Genomic DNA, 18,538 nt, shown 5'->3' with positions numbered 1-18,538 from the left:
GTCCCTGCGGGCCCGGTTGAACGCGCCGAGGACGGTTGGTGCTTGCTCCAATCCAATCCTTTCCTGCCTGACGTCCGAGTCATGGCCAAGTCGTCGTTCATCAATGAAAAAGCACCTGCTCACCATGTGCCTGGCGATGAATTTGATCAGCCTGAGCGCATGGGCCGAACATGCCGAGATGCCAACAACCCAGGCAGTTTTTGTGGAACAGAAACTCCGACTGATTGACGACCAGGGACAATGCACGCTGGTCAAACCCGACCAGAGTCGCATGAAACTGGACATGGAATGGCCTTGCAGTTTCAGCCTGGATAAACAGCAGCAACTGCGAGTTGAGACTTTCAACGACATCCCGATATTTGCCGTCTGGCGCAGCGAACATATGCCCGCGCCCAGCCGCGACTGTCTCAGCAAGATGCAGGCTATTCGTCAGATGCCTGAAGGCCTGGAGGCGGGAGCAGTTAACGCATTTGCGTCCTGCGGCTCGGGCGGGGACCAAAAAATGTATGTGGGGCCTTTTACGTGGTAACCGAAATCGCCACCCGCGATCGTCTGCAACCGTCCCTGCTGGACCGGTTGACCGACGACGACCCGAGCAACCCCAAGGAAAGCGTCGACAAGCGCGTGCTCTCCCTGACCCAACTGAAAGCCTCGGTGCTGCGTGACCTGGCGTGGCTGCTCAACACCACTTCGTTGCTCGGCGCCGATGCGACGTTGCACACCCCGGCCGGCACGTCGGTGGTCAACTTCGGGCTGCCGGCGCTGGCCGGCAACAGTGCGTCGAACGTCGATATCGCGGCGCTTGAAGCGCTGATCCACCAGGCCATCGCTACGTTCGAACCGCGGATTCTGCGCAACACCTTGCGCGTGCGGGCCCGGGCATCCGCCGAGATGAACCACAACGCCCTGAGTTTCGAGATCGAAGGCGACCTCTGGGCGCAGCCAGTGCCGCTGCGCCTGATGCTGCAGACCGACCTGGACCTGGAATCCGGCCATGTGCGAGTGATCAACGCCGATCAGCGGAGACGCTCATGAACCCGCGCCTGCTGGAACTGTACAACCAGGAATTGCACCACGTGCGCGAAAGCGCGGCGGAGTTCGCTCAGGAATACCCGAAAATCGCCAGTCGGCTGACGTTGTCCGGCATGGACTGCGCCGACCCGTACGTCGAGCGCTTGCTGGAAGGTTTTGCTTATCTGACGGCGCGGGTACAGCTCAAGCTCGATGCCGAATACCCGACCTTCACCCACAACCTGCTGGAAATCGCGTACCCCCATTACCTGGCGCCGACACCGTCGATGACCGTGGTGCAATTGCAGGCCGACCCCGATGAAGGCTCGCTGAGCAGCGGCTTCCCGCTGCCCCGGGACACGGTCCTGCGCGCCGCCCTGGGCCGCGAAACCCAAACCTGCTGCGAGTACCGCACCGCCCACGCGGTGACGTTGTGGCCGTTGCAGGTCAGCCAGGCCGAGTACTTCGGCAACCCGTCCGCCATGCTCGGGCGCTTGGCCGCCAGTGAACCCAAGGCCAAGGCCGGCCTGCGCCTGACCCTGCGCACCGGCGCCGAACTACCGTTCAACAGTCTGGCTCTGGACAACCTGCCGCTGTACCTCAACGGAGCAGACGAGCAGCCCTTCCGCCTCTACGAACAGCTGCTGGGCAACGTTTGCGCCGTGTTCGCCCGTCAGCCTGGCGGTGATTGGGTGGAACGCCTGCCGCAGGACGCACTGCGCTCCCAGGGCTTCGACGATACCGACGCCGCGCTGCCAGTGGTCTCGCGGGCCTTCCAGGGCTATCGCCTGTTGCAGGAATACTTCGCCCTGCCCCACCGTTTTCTGTTTGTCGACTTCACCCAATTGAGCCGGGCGGTCAAACGCTGTGACGGCCAGGAACTGGAATTGATCGTGCTGTTCGACCGTCACGATCCGAGCCTGGAAGGCAGCGTCGGAGCCGCGCAGTTCCTGCCGTTCTGCACCCCGGCCATCAACTTGTTTCCCAAGCGCCTGGATCGCATTCACTTGTCGGAACGGGTCAATGAACACCATGTGATCGCCGACCGCACCCGACCAATGGATTTCGAGATTCATTCCCTGACCACCCTCACCGGCCACGGCACCGGGTCGGAGCAGCCTTTTTTGCCGTTCTATGCCGTACGCGATCCGTCTCGCTACGGCCGCGACCAGGCCTGGTACACGGTGCGGCGCGAACCCCGCGTGCTGTCCAGCGGCCAGCGGCGCAACGGCCCGCGCTCGACGTACATCGGCAGCGAAACCTTCGTCAGCCTGGTGGACAGTCAGCAGGCGCCTTATCGCCACGACCTGCGCCAACTGGGCGTAACAGCGTTGTGCACCAACCGCGACCTGCCGCTGTTCATGAGTGTGGGCAACAGCAAGACCGACTTCACCCTGGCCGACAGCGCACCTGTCGCGGCGGTGCGCTGCGTGGCAGGCCCGAGCCGCCCACGCGCCAGCCATGCCCACGACGCCAAGGCATGGCGGTTGATCAGCCAGCTGTCGCTGAATTACTTGTCCCTCAGCGAACAAGGCCAAGGCGCCGCCGCCCTGCGCGAACTGCTGCGCCTGTACGGCGACAGCAACGATGCGGCGTTGCAATTGCAGATTGAAGGCCTGCGCGAAGTCAGCAGCAAGGCTTGCACCCGACGCCTGCCGATGCCCGGCCCGATCGTGTTTGGTCGTGGCCTGGAGATCACCCTGGAATTCGATGAAAACGCGTTTCGCGGCACTGGAGTCTTCTTGCTCGGTGCAGTGTTCGAGCGCTTCCTGGCACGCTACGTGTCGATCAACAGTTTTACCGAGACGGTGATCCGTACCACCGAACGCGGCGAGATCATGCGATGGAAAGCCAAGCCCGGACGCCGTCCGACCCTGTGAGTACCCTGGACGCGATGCACCAGGAACCCTGGGAATACGACTTCTTCCAGGCGTTGCGGCGCATCGAGTGCGAATCACCTGAACTGCCGCGCCTGGGCCATTCGTTGCGCCTGGCCGATGATCCGCTGCGCCTTGGGCAACAGGCCGATTGCACCTTCGCCCCGGCGACCCTGGCGTCGGTACAGCCGGGCGTCGACGGTGCGCCGGCGCGCCTGGAGCAGTTCTTTTTCGGCCTCGGCGGCCCCAACGGCCCATTGCCGCTGCACATCACCGAATATGTGCGCGAACGCCAGCGCAACAACGCCGACAGCACCAGTAAACGCTTCCTGGATGTGTTCCATCACCGCCTGCTGAGCCTGTTTTATCGGGCCTGGGCCGAAGCGCGACCGACGGTCAGCCATGACCGCCCGGACGATGACTACTGGTCGGCACGCCTGGCAGCACTGAGCGGCCGCGGCATGCCGAGCCTGCTCAAACAAGGGCTGATCCCCGACACGGCGAAGTTGCATTACAGCGGTCATCTGTCGGCACAAACCCGCTACCCGGATGGTTTGAAGGCCATTCTCAGCGAGTACTTCGGCCTGCCGGTGGAGATCGAAGAGTACGTCGGACAATGGCTGGAACTGCCGGAACGCAGCCGCGTGGGCGTCAGCGCCCATCAATTGGGCGTGGATTTTTGCCTGGGCCGTTACGTCTGGGATCGCCAGCACAAATTCCGCATTCGCCTGGGGCCACTCATGCTGGATGACTACATGAGCATGCTGCCCGGTAGCCAACCCTTCAAAGAGCTGGTGGCCTGGGTGGCCGAATACCTGGGCCATGAACTGGACTGGGACCTGAACCTGGTTCTGAAACAGCCCGAAGTACCGGCGCTGCAACTCAATCGCCGCTTCCGCCTGGGTTTCAATACCTGGCTGGGCAAGCCCGAAAAAGATGCCAAGGACTTAATACTGGCCCGGCATTACGCCGAGCAGGCCAACACCTCACAAACCTCAAGGAGCCAAGAGCATGGGTGAAATCAGTCGCGCCGCGTTGTTCGGTAAACTCAACAGCGTGGCCTACAAAGCCATCGAAGCCGCCACCGTGTTCTGCAAGTTGCGCGGTAACCCTTATGTGGAACTGGCCCACTGGTTTCATCAGTTGCTGCAATTGCAGGACTCGGACCTGCACCGCCTCATCCGCCAGTTCAATATCGAGCCGGCGCGCCTGGCCCGGGACCTGACCGACGCCCTGGACCGTTTGCCACGCGGCTCGACTTCAATCACTGACTTGTCCTCCCATGTGGAAGAAGCCGTGGAGCGTGGCTGGGTCTACGGCAGCCTGATGTTCGGCGAAAGCCAGGTGCGTACCGGTTACCTGGTGCTGGGCATCCTCAAGACGCCGAGCCTGCGCCATGGGCTACTGGGGCTGTCGGCAGAGTTCGACAAGATCAAGATCGAGGCCCTGAGCGAGCGTTTTGACGAATACGTCGGTGACTCGCCGGAAAATGCGCTCAGCGCCAGCGACGGTTTCAACGCAGGCAGCGTGCCTGGTGAAGCCAGCGGCGCCATGGCCCCAAGCGCCATGGGCAAGCAGGAAGCGCTCAAGCGTTTTACCGTCGACCTCACCGAGCAGGCCCGCAGTGGCAAGCTTGATCCGATTGTCGGGCGTGACGAAGAAATCCGCCAACTGGTGGACATCCTCATGCGCCGTCGGCAGAACAACCCGATTCTGACCGGTGAAGCCGGCGTCGGTAAAACCGCCGTGGTCGAAGGTTTTGCCCTGCGCATCGTCGCCGGTGACGTGCCGCCGGCGCTCAAGGATGTGGAATTGCGCAGCCTCGACGTAGGCCTGTTGCAGGCCGGCGCAAGCATGAAAGGTGAATTCGAACAGCGCCTGCGCCAGGTCATCGAAGACGTCCAGGCCTCGCCAAAACCGATCATCCTGTTTATCGACGAAGCCCACACGCTGGTCGGTGCCGGTGGCGCCGCCGGTACCGGGGACGCGGCCAACCTGCTCAAACCGGCCTTGGCCCGGGGTACCCTGCGCACCGTGGCGGCTACGACCTGGGCCGAGTACAAGAAGCACATCGAGAAAGACCCGGCCCTGACGCGCCGCTTCCAGGTGGTGCAAGTCGCCGAGCCGTCCGAAGACAAGGCGCTGTTGATGATGCGCGGCGTGGCCTCGACCATGGAAAAACACCATCAGGTGCAGATCCTTGACGAAGCCCTGGAAGCCTCGGTCAAGCTGTCCCATCGCTACATCCCGGCGCGCCAGTTGCCGGACAAATCCGTGAGCCTGCTGGACACCGCTTGCGCCCGGGTCGCCATCAGCCTGCACGCCGTGCCGGCCGAAGTGGACGACAGCCGTCGCCGCATCGAGGCGCTGGAAACCGAACTGCAAATCATCGCCCGCGAGCACGCCATCGGCATCGTCATCGGCGCCCGCCAGAGCAACAGCGAAAACCTGCTGGCCGCCGAGCGCGAACGCCTGGCCGAACTGGAAAGCCGCTGGGCCGAAGAGAAGACCCTGGTGGACGAACTGCTCGCCACCCGCGCCACCCTGCGCGAAAGCGTCGGCGTGGTAGACCGCGACGTTGGCAGTGAAGACAGCCACGTCCTGCGCGAGAAACTGGTGGACCTGCAACAGCGCCTCAGTTCCCTGCAAGGCGAAACCCCGCTGATTCTGCCAACGGTCGATTACCAAGCCGTGGCCTCAGTGGTCGCCGACTGGACGGGTATTCCGGTGGGCCGCATGGCCCGTAACGAACTGGAAACCGTGCTCAACCTCGACCAGCACCTGAAGAAACGCATCATCGGCCAGGACCATGCCCTGCAGATGATCGCCAAACGCATCCAGACCTCCCGCGCCGGCCTCGACAACCCGAGCAAGCCGATTGGCGTGTTCATGCTCGCCGGCACTTCCGGCGTGGGCAAGACTGAAACTGCACTGGCGCTGGCCGAAGCCATGTACGGCGGCGAGCAGAACGTCATCACCATCAACATGAGCGAATTCCAGGAAGCCCACACCGTGTCCACCCTCAAGGGCGCGCCACCGGGCTACGTTGGCTATGGCGAGGGCGGCGTGCTGACCGAAGCCGTGCGGCGCAAACCCTACAGCGTGGTGCTGCTGGACGAGGTGGAAAAGGCCCACCCGGACGTGCATGAAATCTTCTTCCAGGTCTTCGACAAAGGCGTGATGGAGGACGGCGAAGGCCGGGTGATCGACTTCAAGAACACCTTGATCCTGCTGACCACCAACGCTGGCACCGAGCTGATTGCCCAGGTCTGCAAAGACCCGCAAAACGTGCCCGAGCCCGAAGAGATCGCCAAGGCCCTGCGCCAGCCGCTGCTGGAGATTTTCCCGCCGGCATTGCTGGGCCGCTTGGTGACCATTCCGTACTACCCACTCAGCGACGAGATGCTCAAGGCCATTACCCGCCTGCAACTCAACCGCATCAAGAAGCGTGTGGAGAACACCCACAAAGTGGCCTTCGATTACGACGACGCGGTGATCGACCTGATCGTCTCCCGCTGCACCGAAACCGAAAGTGGCGGGCGAATGATCGACACCATCCTGACCAACAGCCTGCTGCCGGACATGAGCCGCGAGTTCCTCACCCGCATGCTCGAAGGCAAAGCGCTGGCAGGCGTGCGGATCAGCGCCCGGGATAACGAATTGCACTACGACTTCAGCGACGCCGCCTGACCTGGCAGGAACACAGATCCCCCTGTGGGAGCGAGCCTGCTCGCGATAGCGCAATTACATTCAACATCGATGTTGACTGACACACCGCTATCGCGAGCAGGCTCGCTCCCACAGTGGATTGCGTTCCTTCAGCTATTACAACTTGCACGGGACACTCGATGCTATTCAAGCAACTCTCACGCCTGGCAAAAATCACCAGCCCCCTGGGGCCGGATGTGCTGTTGCTCAAGGACATGGGCGGCGGCGAAGAGCTGGGGCGGCTGTTCAACTATGAGTTGCAACTGCACTCGCTGGACAACGCCATCGACCTCAACCAATTGCTGGGCAAACCCATGTGCCTGAGCCTGCAACTGGACGGCGGTGGCGAGCGCTATTTCCATGGCATCGTTGCCCGTTGCAGCCAGAACGTCGACCAGGGCCAGTTCGCCAGCTACCAGGCCACGCTGCGGCCTTGGCTTTGGCTGCTGACCCGCACCTCCGATTGCCGGATTTTCCAGAACCTGACCATCCCGCAGATCATCAAGCAGGTGTTTCGCGACCTGGGTTTTTCCGATTTCGAAGATGCCCTGAGCCGGCCCTATCGCGAGTGGGAATACTGCGTGCAGTATCGCGAAACCAGCTTTGATTTCGTCAGCCGCCTGATGGAGCAGGAAGGGATCTACTACTTCTTCCGCCATGAACAGGGTCGTCATGTGCTGGTGTTGGCCGATGCCTACGGCGCCCACACCAGCGTGCCCGGCTACGCTTCGGTGCCCTACTACCCCAAGAATGAACAGCAGCGCGAACGCGATCACATTCACGACTGGCGCCTGGCCCAGGAAGTCCAGCCAGGTTCGCTGGAACTCAACGACTATGACTTCCAGCGCCCCAGCGCGCGAATTGACGTGCGCTCGGCCATGCCTCGTCCGCACACCGCCGGCGACTATCCGCTGTACGACTATCCCGGCACCTATGTGCAAAGCGCAGACGGCGAACATTACGCCCGCACCCGCATCGAAGCCTTGCAGACGCTGCACGAACAGGTCGAGTTCGCCGGCAACGCCCGGGGCCTGGGGTCAGGTCATTTGTTCAGCCTCACGGGCTTCAGCCGCCAAGACCAGAACCGCGAATACCTGATCGCCGGCGCCCGTTACTACGTCGCCCAGGAAAGCGGGGAAAGCGGCGGCGCTGGCGCTTCGGCGCAGTTCGAAAGCAGCCTGACCTGCATCGACGCGCAACAAAGCTACCGCCCCCTGCCCAACACCCACCGGCCTATCGTCAAAGGCCCGCAGACCGCACTGGTGGTCGGCCCCAAGGGCGAGGAAATCTGGACCGACCAGTTCGGCCGGGTGAAGGTGCATTTCTATTGGGACCGTCACGACCAGTCCAACGAAAACAGTTCGTGCTGGATTCGCGTGTCGCAATCCTGGGCCGGTAAAAACTGGGGCTCGATGCAGATCCCGCGGATCGGCCAGGAAGTGATCGTCAGCTTCCTCGAAGGCGACCCGGACCGGCCGATCATCACCGGCCGCGTCTACAACGCCGAACAAACCGTGCCTTACGACTTGCCGGAAAACGCCACCCAAAGCGGCATGAAAAGCCGTTCGAGCAAGGGCGGCACACCGGCGAACTTCAACGAAATCCGCATGGAAGACAAGAAAGGCGCCGAGCAGCTGTACATCCATGCCGAGCGCAACCAGGACATCGTGGTCGAGGTGGATGAAAGCCACTCGGTAGGTCACGACCGCAACAAGAGCATTGGGCATAACGAGACGGTGACCATTGGCAACAACCGCCTGCGTATCGTCAAACAGGAAGACATTCTTTCGGTGGGCCAGCGCAAGACCGACAGCATCAGCCAGAGCTACGTCATTGAAGTGGGCGAGAACCTGCGGCTGGTCTGTGGTGAAAGCATCCTGGAACTCAATGCCAGCGGCCAGATCAACCTGACCGGCGTGCAAATCAGCTTCTATGCCAGCGGTGATGCCGAGTTCAACACCGGCGGCGTGCTGCACCTGAACAACGGCGGCGGCGCTGGCGCCACGCCTGATGGCCAGGGCGTCAAGGCCAGCATCGACGCCAACATCAATGCCGCGTTTCCCAAGCCCAAGGGCTAATCACGAGATCTGTGTTCCATGACTTACCGAATCAATGAATTCCAGTTCCAACTGCCGGCAGGCGAACTGCAAGACGCGTCGATCAACATCCTCAAGTTCCCTGAACTGGGCACTTCGCTGATTGTCAGCCGCAGCTTGCTGGCCGAGGGCGAAACCCTGCAAAGCAACTTCGACGACCAGCTCAAGCGCCTGGAAAAACAAGTGCAAGACTTGCGTTTTCAACCGGGCGTTGCCGTGCGTCTGGGGGCCAGCCAGGAAGTCGAAGGCATCGAGTTGCGCAGCCAGTTCAACAAGGGCAACGACAAAGTCTTCCAATACCAGTTGGCACTGGTGTTGCCCGGCACCCGCAAAATGCTCGCCCTGAGCTACGTGAAGGCCGAGAAACTTGGCGATGCCGAAGCCGCGCATTGGGCGACCATCAAGAGTTCGCTGTTGTTCGACGTTCCGGCCTGATGAGCACCCTGCATGTCTGACGCACTCTGGGCCGCCCGACTGGGCGATGCGCTCGATCACACCTCGATGATGGCCGACATCCTCGGCGGCGTACTCGAGGTGGCAGCCAACATCGCGATTACCGCACTGGCCACTGCCGCCGTGGTCGCGGCCACCGGCATCACCGTCGTCACCGGGGGGTTGGGATGCTTCGTGCTTGGCTTGGTGGTGGGCACGATCGTGGGCCTTGCCATGAGCAAGACCGGGGCCGACAAAGGCTTAAGCAATCTGTGCGAGAGCTTCAGTAATTCGCTGTTTCCGCCCACGGTGCAGGCGAACATTCTTACCGGTTCCACCAACACCCTCACCAATAACATTCCCGCCGCCCGCGCCGCCGGGGCGATCCCGTCCCATGTCGCGCCGGCCGGCACCGAGCTGGAAATACCCGAGCCCGAAGCAGAAGCCAGCTACCTGGACATGGCCGAAAGCTTCTTCTCCCAGATGTGGCGCCCCACCGTTGCCACTCCCGCGCCCGGCGCGGTGCCCAAGCCGCTGGACCTGCTCGTCTGCATGAAGCATCCGCCAATGCCGCCGCAGTTTATGGCCGAGGGCTCGGACAAGGTCACCATCAACGGCCAGCCCGCCGTGCGTAGCGGCGACCGCAGTACCTGCGACGCCAAGGTGGTGTCGTCCGGGCTGATCTCCTCCAACGTCACCATCGGCGGCGGTTCGGTGGTGGTACGTGAGATCCGCAGCGGCAAGACCCCAGGCGTAGGGCTGGCGGTCACCGCATTGCTGATGCTCAAGGGTGGCAAGGGTAAGTTCTTCAGCAAATTGCCGTGCATGCTGATCGGTGGCGCGACGTCGATGGCCGTCAGCAGCGCGATGGGCGCGATGGCCAACGCCGCCATGGGCTCGTCGAACCCGGTGCACGCGGCGACCGGGGCCAAGGTGCTGGGTGGCGATGACGAGCTGGATTTCGTGTTGCCCGGCATCTTGCCGATGGATTGGCAGCGCTTCTACAACAGCCGCGACGAGCGGCGCGACGGGTTGTTTGGGGCGGGTTGGAGTGTGTCCTATGAGGTGTGCGTTGAAATCCTGCCTCACCCGGAGGGTGGAGAAACGTTGGTGTACACCGATGAGCAGGCCCGGCGCATCGACATGGGTTCGATTCCCTTGGGCGGCGCGGTGTTCAGTGCGGGCGAAGGGCTGAGTGTTCGACGCCACGTTAATGGGCAGTTGTTGATCGAAAGCGATGACGGCGTGTATCGCCTGTTCAATCCAACTCCGGGCAATACGGCGCTCCTGCGCCTTGATCAATTGGGTGATCGCAATGACAACCGCATCCATCTCGACTATGACGAAACCGGACGCTTGGTGCGACTGCGCGACACCTTCGATCTGGTGCAGGTCGAGCTGATTCGCGAACGCGAACGCGTGGCTCGGGTTGAACGCCTGTACCCCGACCAACACCGCGAAGTACTCGCCAGCTATGGCTACGACGCAGCGGGCGATCTGGCCGAAGTGCGCGACGCCACCGACCAGGTACAACGGCGCTTCAGCTACGACGCCGGACGGCGAATGGTCGAGCACCAGTTGCCTACGGGGCTGCGTTGCTTCTATGAATGGGCGCTGATTGAAGACCTGGAATGGCGCGTGGTCCGGCACTGGACCGACGAGGGCGACGCTTACCGGTTCGACTATGACCTCGGCACCGGTGTCACGCGCATCACCGATAGCTTGCAACGCGTCAGTACGCGGCGCTGGAACAGCCAGCACCAGATCACCGAATACACCGACAACCTCGGCCAGACCTGGCAGTTCGAATGGAACGACGAGCGCCAGTTGCTCAGCGCTACCGACCCACAGGGCGGTCAGTATCAATACAGCTACGACGACGCCGGTAACATGATCGGCGAAACCGACCCGCTGGGCCGCAGCGAATCGACCCTATGGCTTGAACTCTGGGCCCTGCCGCTGGTGGAAACCGACGCCGCCGGCAACAGCTGGCAGTATCGCTACGATCAGCGCGGCAACCGCATCGTCGAAACCGATCCGCTGGGCCACATCACCCGCTACCGCTACGACACCCACGGCCAGGTCGTCGAGATCATCGACGCCACTGGCAAAAGCAAGAAACTGCACTGGAACCCGTTCGGCCAACTGGTCGAGCACATCGATTGCTCGGGTTATCCGACGCGGTTCAGCTACGACAACCGGGGCTATCTGCAAACCATCATCGATGCCCTCGGCGAACGCACCCAGTTCAGTTACGACGCCCAAGGGCGCCTGCTCAGCAGCCAATTGCCGGACGGGCGCACCGAGCAGTACCAGCACGACGTCAGCGGCCAATTGACCGGTTATACCGACCCGGCCGGGCACACCACGCTCTATCAACACAACCGTCGCGGCCAGGTGCGCCAGCGCACCGACGCCCACGGCCGACAGGTGCAATTCGGGTACGACAGCTACGGGCGGCTGCAAACTCTGATCAATGAGAACGGCGAAAGTTATCGGTTTGCCTGGGATGCCGGCGATCGGCTGACCGAACAACAGGATCTGGATGGCAGCGCCAAGCGCTACACCTATGACCTGCTGGATAACGTCGCGGCGGTGACGGCTGTTCCGGCGCCTTTCGGCAACGGTTTGGCCATCGTCCCCGAGACGCCTCTGGCCCCCATCGTTCATCGAATGGAACGCGACGCCGTCGGCCGGCTGATCGCCAAAATCACCGACGATGGCCGCACCGACTACACCTACGACCCATTGGACCAGCTCACCGCCGTCACCTTCACCGACCACCACGGCAACGCACAAACCCTGAGCTTCGCCTACGATGCCCTCGGCCAATTGCTCGAAGAACAAAGCGCGGTCGGGAGCCTGCACTACCACTACGACGAACTCGGCAACCTGATCCAGACCCAACTGCCCGACGGCCGCTGGATCAATCGCCTGCACTACGGCAGCGGCCACCTGCACCAGATCAACCTCGACGGCCAGGTCATCAGCGACTTCGAACGTGATCGCCTGCACCGCGAAGTGCTGCGCACCCAAGGCCAGATCAGCACCCGCAGCGAATACGACCGCAGCGGACGCTTACGCTCACGCCAACGCCGACACAGCAGCCAGCCATCGCTGATGCCGGCCGCCGTGCAGAAACATTTCGAGTACGACCCCGCCGACAACCTGATCGGTAAACTCGACCAACAACCCGCTGCGCAACACCGCCAACTGCTGCACTACGACGCCACCGGCCGCATCATCGCCAGCCAGGACAGCCTGCACGGCCAGCGCGAAACCTTCGCCTACGACGCCGCCGCCAACCTGCTGGACGGCCCACAACCCGGCGCCGGGCTGGTGGTGCACAACAAACTGCTGACCTTCCAGGACAAGCGTTACCGCTACGACGCGTTTGGCCGGATGATCGAAAAACGCAGCGCTAAACGGGGCCTGCAGCGCTTTGCCTACGACGCCGAAAGCCGGTTGATTGAAGTGCGCAACGAAAACGGTGCGCGGGAAACGGTTGTGCGCATGACCTACGATCCGTTGGGGCGGCGAATCGGCAAGACCGAGCACGACAACAACGGCTATCCGCTGGGTGAAACGCGCTTTACCTGGGATGGCTTGCGCTTGTTGCAGGAACACCGCAATAGCCAGACCAGCCTGTATCTGTATGCCGATAACGGTTATGAACCGCTGGCGCGGGTCGATGGCAGCGACGGCTTGCAGAAGGTCCGTTACTACCACAACGACCTAAGCGACCTGCCCGAGCAACTGACGGAAGCCGACGGCGCCATGGTGTGGCAGGCCTGGTATCAAGTCTGGGGCAACACCCTCCAGGAGATACGCGAACCGTATTACATCGAGGAACAGAACCTGCGGTTCCAGGGTCAGTACCTGGACCGGGAGACCGGGCTGCACTACAACACGTTTCGGTTCTATGATCCGGATGTGGGGCGTTTTACGACGCCGGATCCGATTGGCTTGGCGGGCGGCCTGAACCTCTATGGTTATGGGCCCAACCCCATTGGCTGGACAGACCCGTGGGGCTGGAGCCCCAGCTCTGTCCTCGATACATCTCTGGGAGGCGTCGTTGGTGACAACATGCAAGCCCAACATGTCATCCCGGTAGCGGTATGGAAGCGGCATGACAAATTCATGAACTCCATTGGTCTGGGCGGCACACGGGACACAGCCCCCAACGGCCTGCTGATGCCCGATAGCCAAGCAAAGGCCGCGGCCATTGGCAGACCGGTTTACCACAATGGTTCACACAAGGACTATTCGGACCTGGTGGACAGAAAACTGGGCAGGATCAAAGCACGCTATAACGCAAAACTTATTACCAAGGCACAGGCACAGCAACAGGTTTCATCACTACAAAGCAGCCTTCGCAAGAAGACTGTTTCAGGAAGAATACGAACCAAATCCAGTACCGGTCGACTTTGCTGACAAGAGGCTTTCATGTTCTATACCCTTGCATTCAAGAAAGACAAAAACTGCCCCACCTTCATTGATGGCGTCATTCATGAGTCGTTCAGCCCTGGCGCCTATGACGATGCGATGGATGCCGACTGGCACGACGCGGGCCCCGACGAAGCTCTCGCTCCCCTCCCGAAAAAGCTGGTGCTGATTACCAAGGACAAGCGCTATGACTTTGACTTTTGCACAGCCTTTGAGGGGCATATTGTCAGTGAGCGCTTCCTGAAAGCCTTCCAGACCCTCAAGACTTCCCGATGGGAGATCGCAGAACTGGAGATCGTCAACCCGAAGGGCGTTTCGGTCGCACAGCGCCAATATTTTTTTATGCGCCAGCAACGAATAGACAAGGAGCCTGTGGACGTGATCGATCAGACACAGTCGAAGATTAATTTTCGAGCGAGCGGCGAAATCAAAAATATCATCAGCCTGACAATCAAAGAAAATGTCAGCACAGATTTTTTTAGTATCGATGAAATTACTTTACTTGGATTCGTATTTCTTTCGCCTCACGCCGCCACTGCACTTAAAGAACTAAATCTGATGGGTGCAGAAGTGGTCGATACGGAGAAGGTCGGCTCAATTGATAGAGCCTAGGTCTCACTCAACATCTGGTAGAGGGACTTCGTTAAAAATTCATCTCTGCGTCCAACAAAAAATGGGCACCCGATTCAATCGGTGTGCCCATTTTTCAATACGGTTCTCCCCGTTTTTCAGGGAGTTCGCCGCAATTATGGATTAACGCTGTCTTTCAAAGACTTGCCTGGCTTGAACGCAACAGTGTTGCTGGCCTTGATTTTGACTGGCTCACCGGTCTGCGGGTTTTTGCCCGTACGGGCACCGCGATGGCGTTGCAGGAAGGTGCCGAAGCCCACCAGCGTGACGCTGTCTTTGCGGTGCAGAGCGCCGGTGATTTCTTCGAGAACGGCGTTGAGAACGCGGTTGGCCTGTTCTTTGGTGAGGTCTGCTTTTTCCGCAATTGCAGCGGCGAGTTCTGGTTTACGCATTAGTGAAGCCCCTTTGACGGTTTTTTGTTGTTATGTCCGTGCTGTTCTCGTTGGAACAGCGCCTAAGGCGCCGCAGGTGCTCTACTCTGCGGCAGACGGGAGTGAGGATGGCACGCGCTTAAGACCGGCGCCAGTCTCCCCGCGACCTTTGTGGGGGCAAAAGCGGGGTGATTCCGACAGAACGACCGCTATTTACGCCAGCAAGGCCGGAAGCTCTTTGTTCAGGGCGAGTTTTTCCATCACCGCCGCGCCTGTCAGGGCATAGCCCAGTAATTGGCCGGCGCTGTCACGGCACAGCACCTTGATGTCTGCCCCCTGCCCTTCGACCGTCCAGACGCCTTCCGCGCCCCGTGGTGGCGGCGAAACCACCAATGGGCAGACCGGTGTTTTCACGGTGATCGGCATCGGGCCATAACTCACCGCTGTAGGGTTTCCGGCGAGGGTCTGGGCCAGCGCTCTCGCACAGCTCATGAGGGGCATGACGTACAACAGATTCAGCCCATCGACCTCGGCGCAGTCGCCCAGGGCGTAAATGTTGGCGTGAGAGGTTTTCAGGTGACGGTCCACCACCACGCCGCGATTGACCTGCAGCCCGGCAGCGGCCGCCAGGTCAATGCGCGGACGCAGACCGATGGCCGACACCACCACATCGCAAGGGATGACCTGGCCGTCGGACAGGTGCGCTTCCAGGCCGTCCGCCACTCGCTGCAAGCGATTGAGCACCGGCCCGAGGTGGAAGCGCGCGCCCAGGCTTTCCAGGCCGGCCTGGACCGCTGCGGCCGCCGCCGGGTGCAGCAAGGTCGGCATGACCTGTTCGCACGGTGCAACCAGTTGCACCTCGTAACCACCGAGAATCAGGTCGTTGGCGAATTCGCAGCCGATCAAACCGGCGCCTAGCAGCAATACCTTATGTTTGCCGGCCGCGGCCGTGCGAAAGCGTGCGTAGTCTTCAAGATCGTTGATCGGAAAAACGGCGTCAGCGGCATCGCCTTCGATCGGCACCCGCACGGTTTCCGCGCCCCACGCCAGGATCAGGTCACGGTAGATCACCGCTTCTTCGCCGATCCACAGGCGTTTATGGCCCGGATCGATACCGCTGATGCGCGTGTGGGTACGCACTTCGGCTTTCAATTGCTCGGCCATGGCACCCGGTTCGGCCATGCTCAGGCCGTCGGCGTCTTTATTCTTGCCGAAGCCGGTGGAGAGCATCGGCTTGGAGTAGGAGCGTCCGTCATCTGCGGTAATCAGCAGCAGCGGGGTTTCGCCATCGAGTTTGCGAAACTCCCGGGCCAGGTTGTAGCCAGCCAGCCCAGTGCCGACGATCACGACAGGTGCGTTCATTCCCTTACTCCCAGGTTCTTAGTTGATTTCGATCATTTCGAAATCCATCTTGCCCACGCCGCAGTCCGGGCACAGCCAGTCTTCCGGTACGTCCTGCCACGGCGTGCCCGCTGCAATACCGTCGTCCGGCCAGCCCTCGGCTTCGTTATAGATCAGGCCGCAGACCACACATTGCCACTTTTTCATTCAGGTACTTCCTCAGGATTCAGGCTTTTGCCGGCGCGAACGGTCGATCGGTGAAGCGTTGCCGTCCGGCTCAGGGCGTTTTGTACTGATCGGACCCGACAGATGCAAGCCTGTTCGGCGCAACGGCAGGCGGGGCCAATCAAATTCGCCGCCTGACATGGTAAGCTCGCCGCCTCATTTGCTGCCAATAATGACTCACTGTGCCGCACTCAAAATCCCCCTCCGCGATACCGGTCTGGCTCCCTCGAAGCCAACTGACGCCCCTTCCCGACACGTCTACGCTCGATTGGCTGTTCGATGAAGGGTCGCTGACCCGGCGCTTGATCCGCCTGTCGAATGACGGTTTCAGTGTCACGCCGCTGTTCGAAGGCTGGCAACCGCTGCGCGCCGATGAATGTGCTGCGCTGGAGCTGGCCGAAGGCAGTGAAGGCTGGGTGCGCGAGGTGTATCTGCGCGGGCACGGTGAAGCCTGGGTGTTTGCCCGCAGCGTGGCGGCGCGTAGTGCGTTGCAGGGCGATGGATTGCATATGGATGAATTGGGCAGCCGTTCGCTGGGCGAATTGCTGTTTTGTGATCGGGCATTTCAGCGCCGGGCCATTGAGGTTTGTCACTATCCTCAAGCATGGCTACCGATGGATGCTCAGGCGCCTGAACTGTGGGGCCGGCGCTCGCGTTTCGACCGCGGCGCCTTGAGCGTGCTGGTGGCCGAGATCTTCCTGCCGACCTTGTGGAGCGCCGCCCGCGCCCATCCGGAGAATTGCTGATGTACCAGAGCCTGCTCAAGTCCCTGAATCGCTTGAACCCACGGGCCTGGGATTTCATTCAGCTGACTCGTATGGACAAGCCGATAGGCATTTATCTGCTGCTGTGGCCAACGTTGTGGGCACTCTGGATTGCCGGTGAAGGTTCGCCTTCATTGGCCAATATCGTGATTTTCGTGCTCGGCGTGGTACTGACCCGTGCCGGCGGTTGCGTGATCAACGATTGGGCGGACCGTAAGGTCGACGGCCACGTGAAACGCACCGAACAGCGACCACTGGTGAGCGGCAAGATCAGCTCGAAAGAAGCCCTGGTGTTCTTCGCGGTCCTGATGGGCGTGAGTTTTCTGCTGGTGCTGTGTACTAACGCGAAGACCGTGTGGCTGTCGCTGGGCGGCTTGGCTCTGGCATTCAGTTATCCATTTATGAAGCGCTACACCTACTACCCGCAAGTGGTGCTGGGCGCGGCGTTTTCCTGGGGCATGCCGATGGCGTTCACCGCCGAAACCGGTGAACTGCCGGCAGCGGCCTGGTTGTTGTGGATCGCCAACCTGTTGTGGACCGTGGGCTATGACACCTATTACGCCATGACCGACCGCGATGACGACCTGAAGATCGGGGTGAAATCCACGGCGATTCTGTTTGGCGACGCCGACAGGGTGATCATTCTGACCCTGCAAGGATTGGCACTGGGGTGTTTGCTGCTGGCGGGTTCGAAATTCCAGCTCGGCGGCTGGTTCCACCTTGGATTGCTGGCGGCGGCGGGTTGTTTTGCGTGGGAGTTCTGGTACACCCGCAGCAAGGACCGGATGCGCTGCTTCCAGGCGTTTTTGCACAATCACTGGGCCGGGTTGGCGATTTTCGTGGGGATTGTGCTGGATTACGCGTTGCGTTGACCGTTGGAAAAGATCGCAGCCTGTGCCAGCTCCAACAGAGGGATGGAGCGACTGCAGGCCGCGAACTGTTTACGGCGCAGGCGAATCGCTTATTTATGCTCGCGCATGATGTGCCAGACGTTCTTCATATTGTCGCCTGCCATGTCACCGGGTTTTTTGTCCTTCATGAAGGTGTAAAGCGGCTTGCCATCATAGGCCCACTGCATCTTACCGTCGTCACGCTTGATCGTGCTCCATTTGCCTTCGGGCTTGGCGCCCGCCGGCGCCATCATTGGCGGCCAGTATTCAGCGCACTCGCCGTTGCACATCGACTTACCGCCTGAGTCCTTGTCGTATGTGTACACCGTCATGCCCTTGTGATCGACCATCATTCCGTCTTTCATCATGGCCGGATCGGCAGCAAAGGCCAGGGACGGCAGCGTTAGCGCAGCCGTGACCAGCAGGGCCTTCCAGGATTGAGCAATGTGATTCATGGAAACCTTCCTCTTGTGGTTGTCAGGATTCGGACTTAGAGCTTAGTTCAGGATCACGCCAATCGCAGGACGGCTAAAATACTGTCACACGACTGCAATAATTCCGTTATCTAATGCGGCGCAAGACAGTTAAATGACAAGAGGATTAAGGCATGGTTGGCAGGAGCATTCTGATCGTCGACGACGAAGCGCCCATTCGCGAAATGATCGCCGTTGCGTTGGACCGCCCTCACCAACTCCAGTTCATCTTCGGCGGCCAGCGCGGTGAAGTAACGCTGTGCCAGGTCCACTG

General features: G+C 60.9%; 15 protein-coding genes and 1 pseudogene. 12 read left to right on the top strand and 4 right to left on the bottom strand.

Annotation, left to right across the window (positions count from 1 at the left end; all coding sequences use genetic code 11):
• The first annotated feature begins 103 nt into the window (after nucleotides 1-103).
• The 9 genes from ACQKPC_RS08000 to ACQKPC_RS07960 all read left to right on the top strand — a co-directional run bounded on the left by ACQKPC_RS08000 (nucleotide 104) and on the right by ACQKPC_RS07960 (nucleotide 14,182).
• Nucleotides 104-529: a hypothetical protein gene (locus tag ACQKPC_RS08000; protein WP_427624025.1), complete on the top strand. Its 426-nt coding sequence runs from the start codon at nucleotides 104-106 to the stop codon at nucleotides 527-529.
• Nucleotides 523-1,035 (top strand): type VI secretion system baseplate subunit TssE, encoded by a 513-nt coding sequence (gene tssE, locus ACQKPC_RS07995; protein WP_427624023.1) that lies wholly within the window; start codon nucleotides 523-525, stop codon nucleotides 1,033-1,035. Before ACQKPC_RS08000 ends, tssE begins: the two co-directional genes overlap by 7 nt.
• Nucleotides 1,032-2,891, top strand: coding sequence for a type VI secretion system baseplate subunit TssF (tssF, locus tag ACQKPC_RS07990; protein WP_008007711.1), 1,860 nt, complete (start codon nucleotides 1,032-1,034; stop codon nucleotides 2,889-2,891). The genes tssE and tssF overlap by 4 nt, the downstream gene beginning before the upstream one ends.
• The gene (tssG, locus tag ACQKPC_RS07985; protein ID WP_427624021.1) at nucleotides 2,855-3,907 is read left to right on the top strand and encodes a type VI secretion system baseplate subunit TssG; all 1,053 of its coding nucleotides are present in this window, start codon (nucleotides 2,855-2,857) and stop codon (nucleotides 3,905-3,907) included. Before tssF ends, tssG begins: the two co-directional genes overlap by 37 nt.
• Nucleotides 3,900-6,578: a type VI secretion system ATPase TssH gene (gene tssH, locus ACQKPC_RS07980; RefSeq protein WP_427624020.1), complete on the top strand. Its 2,679-nt coding sequence runs from the start codon at nucleotides 3,900-3,902 to the stop codon at nucleotides 6,576-6,578. The genes tssG and tssH overlap by 8 nt, the downstream gene beginning before the upstream one ends.
• Before the next feature lie 158 nt (nucleotides 6,579-6,736).
• Complete coding sequence (tssI, locus tag ACQKPC_RS07975; protein WP_427624019.1) at nucleotides 6,737-8,674, top strand: type VI secretion system tip protein TssI/VgrG; 1,938 nt, start codon at nucleotides 6,737-6,739, stop codon at nucleotides 8,672-8,674.
• Nucleotides 8,675-8,692: 18 nt separating this feature from the next.
• Entirely contained in the window at nucleotides 8,693-9,127 is a 435-nt protein-coding gene (locus ACQKPC_RS07970; protein ID WP_008007718.1) for a DcrB-related protein, read from the top strand.
• Nucleotides 9,128-9,139: 12 nt separating this feature from the next.
• Complete coding sequence (locus tag ACQKPC_RS07965) at nucleotides 9,140-13,558, top strand: RHS repeat-associated core domain-containing protein (RefSeq protein WP_427624017.1); 4,419 nt, start codon at nucleotides 9,140-9,142, stop codon at nucleotides 13,556-13,558.
• Between the two features lie 12 nt (nucleotides 13,559-13,570).
• The gene (locus ACQKPC_RS07960; protein WP_427624016.1) at nucleotides 13,571-14,182 is read left to right on the top strand and encodes an Imm43 family immunity protein; all 612 of its coding nucleotides are present in this window, start codon (nucleotides 13,571-13,573) and stop codon (nucleotides 14,180-14,182) included.
• A 134-nt stretch (nucleotides 14,183-14,316) separates the two neighbouring features.
• Here the strand turns inward: ACQKPC_RS07960 and ACQKPC_RS07955 are convergent, their stop codons facing one another.
• The 3 genes from ACQKPC_RS07955 to ACQKPC_RS07945 all read right to left on the bottom strand — a co-directional run bounded on the left by ACQKPC_RS07955 (nucleotide 14,317) and on the right by ACQKPC_RS07945 (nucleotide 16,119).
• On the bottom strand, nucleotides 14,317-14,592 hold the full coding sequence (locus ACQKPC_RS07955) for an HU family DNA-binding protein (RefSeq protein WP_003213368.1): 276 nt from the start codon (nucleotides 14,590-14,592) through the stop codon (nucleotides 14,317-14,319).
• Between the two features lie 192 nt (nucleotides 14,593-14,784).
• Nucleotides 14,785-15,933, bottom strand: coding sequence for an NAD(P)/FAD-dependent oxidoreductase (locus tag ACQKPC_RS07950; protein ID WP_427624015.1), 1,149 nt, complete (start codon nucleotides 15,931-15,933; stop codon nucleotides 14,785-14,787).
• Nucleotides 15,934-15,951: 18 nt separating this feature from the next.
• Nucleotides 15,952-16,119 carry a rubredoxin gene (locus ACQKPC_RS07945; protein WP_007896465.1) on the bottom strand — a complete coding sequence of 56 codons (168 nt, stop codon included), beginning with the start codon at nucleotides 16,117-16,119 and terminating at the stop codon, nucleotides 15,952-15,954.
• Nucleotides 16,120-16,319: 200 nt separating this feature from the next.
• Here ACQKPC_RS07945 and ACQKPC_RS07940 point away from each other — a divergent pair, with 200 nt between their 5' ends.
• Together ACQKPC_RS07940 and ubiA are read left to right on the top strand one after the other, a co-directional pair.
• The gene (locus tag ACQKPC_RS07940; protein WP_427624013.1) at nucleotides 16,320-16,883 is read left to right on the top strand and encodes a chorismate--pyruvate lyase family protein; all 564 of its coding nucleotides are present in this window, start codon (nucleotides 16,320-16,322) and stop codon (nucleotides 16,881-16,883) included.
• Nucleotides 16,883-17,773 carry a 4-hydroxybenzoate octaprenyltransferase gene (gene ubiA, locus ACQKPC_RS07935; RefSeq protein WP_427624012.1) on the top strand — a complete coding sequence of 297 codons (891 nt, stop codon included), beginning with the start codon at nucleotides 16,883-16,885 and terminating at the stop codon, nucleotides 17,771-17,773. The genes ACQKPC_RS07940 and ubiA overlap by 1 nt, the downstream gene beginning before the upstream one ends.
• 89 nt (nucleotides 17,774-17,862) lie before the next feature.
• On the opposite strand, the gene ACQKPC_RS07930 is transcribed toward ubiA, so the two are convergent.
• Nucleotides 17,863-18,246 (bottom strand): COG4315 family predicted lipoprotein, encoded by a 384-nt coding sequence (locus tag ACQKPC_RS07930; RefSeq protein WP_218395587.1) that lies wholly within the window; start codon nucleotides 18,244-18,246, stop codon nucleotides 17,863-17,865.
• A gap of 152 nt (nucleotides 18,247-18,398) precedes the next feature.
• Here ACQKPC_RS07930 and ACQKPC_RS07925 point away from each other — a divergent pair.
• A pseudogene (locus ACQKPC_RS07925) lies at nucleotides 18,399-18,470 on the top strand (DNA-binding response regulator); the annotation flags it as partial.
• Nucleotides 18,471-18,538 lie beyond the last annotated feature (68 nt).

Source organism: Pseudomonas sp. NPDC089918, from assembly GCF_050280605.1.
Lineage (GTDB): Bacteria > Pseudomonadota > Gammaproteobacteria > Pseudomonadales > Pseudomonadaceae > Aquipseudomonas.
Note: the sequence above shows the minus strand (reverse complement) of the source record. Positions and strands in the feature narration are given on the sequence as shown.

Excerpts from the sequence above, each read along its gene's own strand:
- tssG (WP_427624021.1), top strand. The coding sequence starts at position 2,855 with ATGGAAAGCCAAGCCCGGACGCCGTCCGACCCTGTGAGTACCCTGGAC.
- ACQKPC_RS08000 (WP_427624025.1), top strand. The coding sequence starts at position 104 with ATGAAAAAGCACCTGCTCACCATGTGCCTGGCGATGAATTTGATCAGC.
- ACQKPC_RS07965 (WP_427624017.1), top strand. The coding sequence starts at position 9,140 with ATGTCTGACGCACTCTGGGCCGCCCGACTGGGCGATGCGCTCGATCAC.
- ACQKPC_RS07955 (WP_003213368.1), bottom strand. The coding sequence starts at position 14,592 with ATGCGTAAACCAGAACTCGCCGCTGCAATTGCGGAAAAAGCAGACCTC.
- tssI (WP_427624019.1), top strand. The coding sequence starts at position 6,737 with ATGCTATTCAAGCAACTCTCACGCCTGGCAAAAATCACCAGCCCCCTG.
- ACQKPC_RS07950 (WP_427624015.1), bottom strand. The coding sequence starts at position 15,933 with ATGAACGCACCTGTCGTGATCGTCGGCACTGGGCTGGCTGGCTACAAC.
- ACQKPC_RS07945 (WP_007896465.1), bottom strand. The coding sequence starts at position 16,119 with ATGAAAAAGTGGCAATGTGTGGTCTGCGGCCTGATCTATAACGAAGCC.
- ACQKPC_RS07960 (WP_427624016.1), top strand. The coding sequence starts at position 13,571 with ATGTTCTATACCCTTGCATTCAAGAAAGACAAAAACTGCCCCACCTTC.
- ACQKPC_RS07930 (WP_218395587.1), bottom strand. The coding sequence starts at position 18,246 with ATGAATCACATTGCTCAATCCTGGAAGGCCCTGCTGGTCACGGCTGCG.
- ACQKPC_RS07970 (WP_008007718.1), top strand. The coding sequence starts at position 8,693 with ATGACTTACCGAATCAATGAATTCCAGTTCCAACTGCCGGCAGGCGAA.
- tssH (WP_427624020.1), top strand. The coding sequence starts at position 3,900 with ATGGGTGAAATCAGTCGCGCCGCGTTGTTCGGTAAACTCAACAGCGTG.
- ubiA (WP_427624012.1), top strand. The coding sequence starts at position 16,883 with ATGTACCAGAGCCTGCTCAAGTCCCTGAATCGCTTGAACCCACGGGCC.
- tssF (WP_008007711.1), top strand. The coding sequence starts at position 1,032 with ATGAACCCGCGCCTGCTGGAACTGTACAACCAGGAATTGCACCACGTG.